At 75.5% G+C, this 4,036-nt stretch carries 3 protein-coding genes; 1 reads left to right on the plus strand and 2 read right to left on the minus strand.

All coding sequences use genetic code 11. The annotated features are described in order from the left end of the window. On the minus strand, nt 1–1,519 hold a 1,519-nt coding region (locus tag VF468_10455; GenBank protein HEX5878728.1), incomplete at its 3' end, for an ABC-F family ATP-binding cassette domain-containing protein. Between the two features lie 110 nt (nt 1,520–1,629). Here VF468_10455 and VF468_10460 point away from each other — a divergent pair. After that, nucleotides 1,630–3,390, plus strand: a complete 1,761-nt coding sequence (locus VF468_10460; GenBank protein ID HEX5878729.1) for a gamma-glutamyltransferase family protein — start codon at nt 1,630–1,632, stop codon at nt 3,388–3,390. Here VF468_10460 and VF468_10465 read toward each other — a convergent pair. After that, nucleotides 3,387–3,986: an intradiol ring-cleavage dioxygenase gene (locus tag VF468_10465; GenBank protein HEX5878730.1), complete on the minus strand. Its 600-nt coding sequence runs from the start codon at nt 3,984–3,986 to the stop codon at nt 3,387–3,389. The two genes, VF468_10460 and VF468_10465, sit on opposite strands and share 4 nt — an antisense overlap. Between the last annotated feature and the right edge of the window lie 50 nt (nt 3,987–4,036).

Consider the following 4,036-nt stretch of genomic DNA (forward strand, 5'->3'; position numbering starts at 1 on the left):
CGAAGCTCTGCACGAACGGGGTGTCGTGGCTGACCAGGACCACCGAGCCCTGGTAGGTCTCGAGGGCCGAGCGGACGGCCTCGACCGCCTGGACGTCCAGGTTGTTGGTGGGCTCGTCCAGGAGCAGGACGTTGTGGCGGCCCAGGACCAGCCGGGCCAGGGCGAGCTTGGTCTTCTCGCCGCCGGACAGGGTCCGGGTCGGCTGGTGGGCCTGGTCGCCGCCGAGCAGGAAGTGGCCGAGGACGCCCCGGAGCAGGTCGTCGGGGGCCTTGGCGACCTCCCGCAGCGACTCCATGGCGGTGGCGGCCGGGTCGAGGCCCTCGTGCTCCTGGGCGTAGTAGCCCAGCTCGGCGCCGTGGCCGCGGCGGACCTCGCCCTCGTCGGGCTGGTCGATGCCGGCCAGGATGCGCAGCAGCGAGGTCTTGCCGGCCCCGTTCAGCCCCAGCACGAGCAGCCGCTCGCCCCGCTGGAGGTCGAAGGAGACGTGCTTGAACACCGGCGGGCCGCCGTAGGAGCGGGACAGGTCGACGGCGTCCAGTGGGAAGCGGCCCGAGGGCGGCGGGTCGGGGAACCGGACCGCCACCTTCCGTCCCGACCGGCGTTCGGGCGTGAGCCGCTCCTTCATCTTCTCGACCCGCCGCTCGGTGACCATGGCCCGCCGGGCCATGGTCTCGTTGGAATGGCGGTACTTCTCCACGAAGGCCGACAGCCGCTTGATGTCGCGTTCCAGGACCTTGCGCTGCTTGGCCTCGGACCGGGCCCGGACCTCGCGAGCCTCCAGGTACTGGGTCCAGGTGCCCTTGTAGGTCTCGAGCGACGCGGTCAGTGGGTCGAGGACCAGCACCCCGGTGACGTCCCGGTCGAGCAGGGGCAGGTCGTGGGAGACGAGCAGGATGCCGCCGGAGAAGTCGGCCAGGAACCCGGCCAGCCAGCGCTTGGCGTCGGCGTCCAGGTGGTTGGTGGGCTCGTCCAGCAGCAGCGTGGCCGCCTGGCTGAGCAGCACCCGGGCCAGCTCGACCCGGCGCCGCTCGCCGCCCGACAGCCCCGACAGCGGCCGGTCGAGCCCGCTGGCCGGGATGCCGAGGCCGGCCGCGATCCGGCGGGCCTCGGCCTCGGCCCGGTAGCCGCCCTCGTGCTCGAAACGCTCCTGGAGGCCCGAGAACCGCTTGATGGCCCGGTCGCGGGCCTTGGCGTCGGCGCTCTGGTCGATCCGCCGCCTCGCCTCCTCCAGGTCGTGGCGCCGGCGGTCCAGGCCGCGGGCCGACAGCAGCCGGGCCAGGCCGGTCTCCGCCGTGGTCGGCGGCGACTCCTGGGGCAGCCAGGCCAGCTCCCCGACCAGGGTGACGGCCGGGTCGCGCCTGGAGGCGGCCCGCTCGCTCACGGTGCGGAGCAGGCTCGTCTTGCCGGCCCCGTTGGGGCCGACCAGGCCGACGACGTCGCCGGGGGCGACGGTGAAGCTCGCCTCGGCGACGAGCAGGCGGTGCCCGACCTCGACGGTCAGGTCGACGACGCGGAGCATGATCAGCTGGGTCCTCGGGAGGGTGCCTGGCCGCTCCGATGATCGGGGCCAACCCGCCAGACCCGCAACCGATTACGATTCGACGCCGTTTCCCTGGTTATGCTGAGGGCGTGTTCGCGACCCGACCCGAGCTGCGCGGCTCCTTCGGCATGGTGTCCTCGACCCACTGGCTGGCCTCGGGGACGGGGATGGCGGTGCTGGAGCGGGGCGGCAACGCCTTCGACGCCGCCGTGGCCGCCGGCTTCGTGCTCCAGGTGGTGGAGCCGCACCTGAACGGGCCGGGCGGCGAGGTCCCGATCCTGGCCGCCCCCGCCGGGCAGGGGCGGGTGCTGGTGGTGAACGGGCAGGGGCCGGTGCCGGCCGCCGCCACCATCGAGCGGTTCCGCGACCTCGGCCTCGGCCTGATCCCGGGCACCGGGCTGCTGCCGGCCTGCGTGCCCGGCGCCTTCGGGGCCTGGATGCTGCTGCTCCGCGACCACGGCACGCTGTGCCTGCGCGACGTGCTCGAGCCGGCCATCGGCTACGCCGAGGCCGGGTTCCCGGCCCTGCCGCGGATCGGCGGGGCGATCGCCGCCATGGAGCCGCTGTTCCGGGCCGAGTGGCCGTCCTCGGCCGAGGTATGGCTGGCCGGCGGCGTGCCCGCCCCCGGGGGGCGGCTGCGCAACCCGGCCCTGGCCGCGACCTGGCGGCGCCTGCTCGACGAGGCCGAGGCGGCCACGCCGGACCGAGACGGCCAGGTCGAGGCCGTTCTGGCCGCCTTCTACGAGGGCTTCGTGGCCGAGGCGATCGCCGGCTGGCTGGCCTCGGCCGAGGTGATGGACGTGAGCGGCCGGCGCCACCGGGGGCTGCTGGGCGGCGACGACCTGGCCGGCTGGCGGGCCAGCGTGGAGGAGCCGGTGTCGGTCTCCTCCAACGGCTGGACCGTGTGCAAGACCGGCCCCTGGGGCCAGGGCCCGGTGCTGCTGCAGCAGCTGCGCCTGCTGGAGGGGTTCGACCTGGAGGGGATGGGCCTGGGGAGCGCCGCCTACGTCCATACGGTCACCGAGTGCGCCAAGCTCGCCTTCGCCGACCGGGAGGCCTGGTACGGCGACCCGGCCGCCGTCGACGTGCCCCTCGACGGGCTGCTCGACCCCGCCTACGCGGCAGCGCGCCGGGCCCTGGTCGGCGACGAGGCGTCGCTGGAGCTGCGCCCGGGGTCGCCGGCCGGGCGCAGCCCGCGCCTGCCCGCGGCCGTGGCCGGGCACGACGGCGACGACGAGCTCGCCGGATCCGGTGAGCCGACCTTCGGCGACACCTGCCACGTCGACGTGGCCGACCGCCACGGGAACCTGGTCGCGGCCACCCCGAGCGGCGGCTGGCTGCAGAGCTCGCCGGTCGTCCCCGGCCTCGGGTTCTGCCTGGGCACGCGGGCCCAGATGCTGTGGCTGGAGGAGGGGCTGGCCAGCTCCCTGCGACCCGGGGTTCGGCCGCGGACGACCCTCAGCCCGTCGCTGGCCCTGCGCGACGGCGAGCCGCGCCTGGCCTTCGGGACCCCGGGTGGGGACGCCCAGGACCAGTGGACCCTCCAGTTCTTCCTGGCCCACGCCCGCTTCGGCCTCGACCTCCAGGCGGCCATCGACACCCCCAGCTTCCAGAGCGACCACTTCCCGAGCTCGTTCTGGCCCCGCCGGGCCGCCCCGGGCAAGCTGGTCGTCGAGGCCGGCCACGACCCGGCCACGATCGAGGGCCTGCGCCGGCGGGGTCACCTGGTCGAGGTCGCCGGCCCCTGGTCGCTGGGCCGCACCTGCGCCGCCGGCCGCGACCCGGCCACCGGCTTCCTGGTCGCCGCCGCCAACCCCCGCGGCCGCCAGGCGTACGCCGTGGGCCGCTAGCCCTCCAGCACGAAGGTGAACGACCCCTGACGGGTGTCGCCGCGGTCGCGGACGTCGCCGAGGACCAGCTCCGGCTGGAAGATGCCGTCGCGGTCGTTGTCCGGCTCGCCGGGGAAGTAGAGCTGGGTGGTGAGGACGGGACCGTCGGGGGCCTGGACCTTGACATGGATGTGGCGGGTGCGGCCGCTGTAGAGGCCGGGCACGACCGTCTCCAGGCGCCAGCCGCCCTTGGCGTCGCTGAACTGGTGGCCGCGCAGGCGGTAGCCCTGGTTGTCGTACTCGCCGGCGTCGTCGGCCTGCCAGAAGTCGAGCAGGGCCCGCTGGACCGGGCGGCAGTCGGTGGTCAGCACGGTCCCGGTGACGACCAGGCGCTGGCCTCCCATCCCGGCCTCCAGCAACGAGGCCCGCTCGGGCGAGTCCGGGGTGAAGTAGGGGCCCTCGGTCTGGGAGGGGGTCGGGTCGTCGCCGTCGTCGCAGGCCGGGGTCGGGGCCAGGGTCCCGCCCCCGGCGGCGGCGGTGGTGGGCGGCGGGGCGGCCGTGGTCGGGCTGGCCGCCGGGCTGGTGGGGGCGGCGTCGTCGCAGGCCGCCAGGACCATCGGCAGCGGCAGGGCCAGGCCGAGCTGGAGCAGCCGGCGGCGGGTGAGGC

The organism is Actinomycetota bacterium (assembly GCA_036280995.1).
Classification (GTDB): domain Bacteria; phylum Actinomycetota; class CALGFH01; order CALGFH01; family CALGFH01; genus CALGFH01.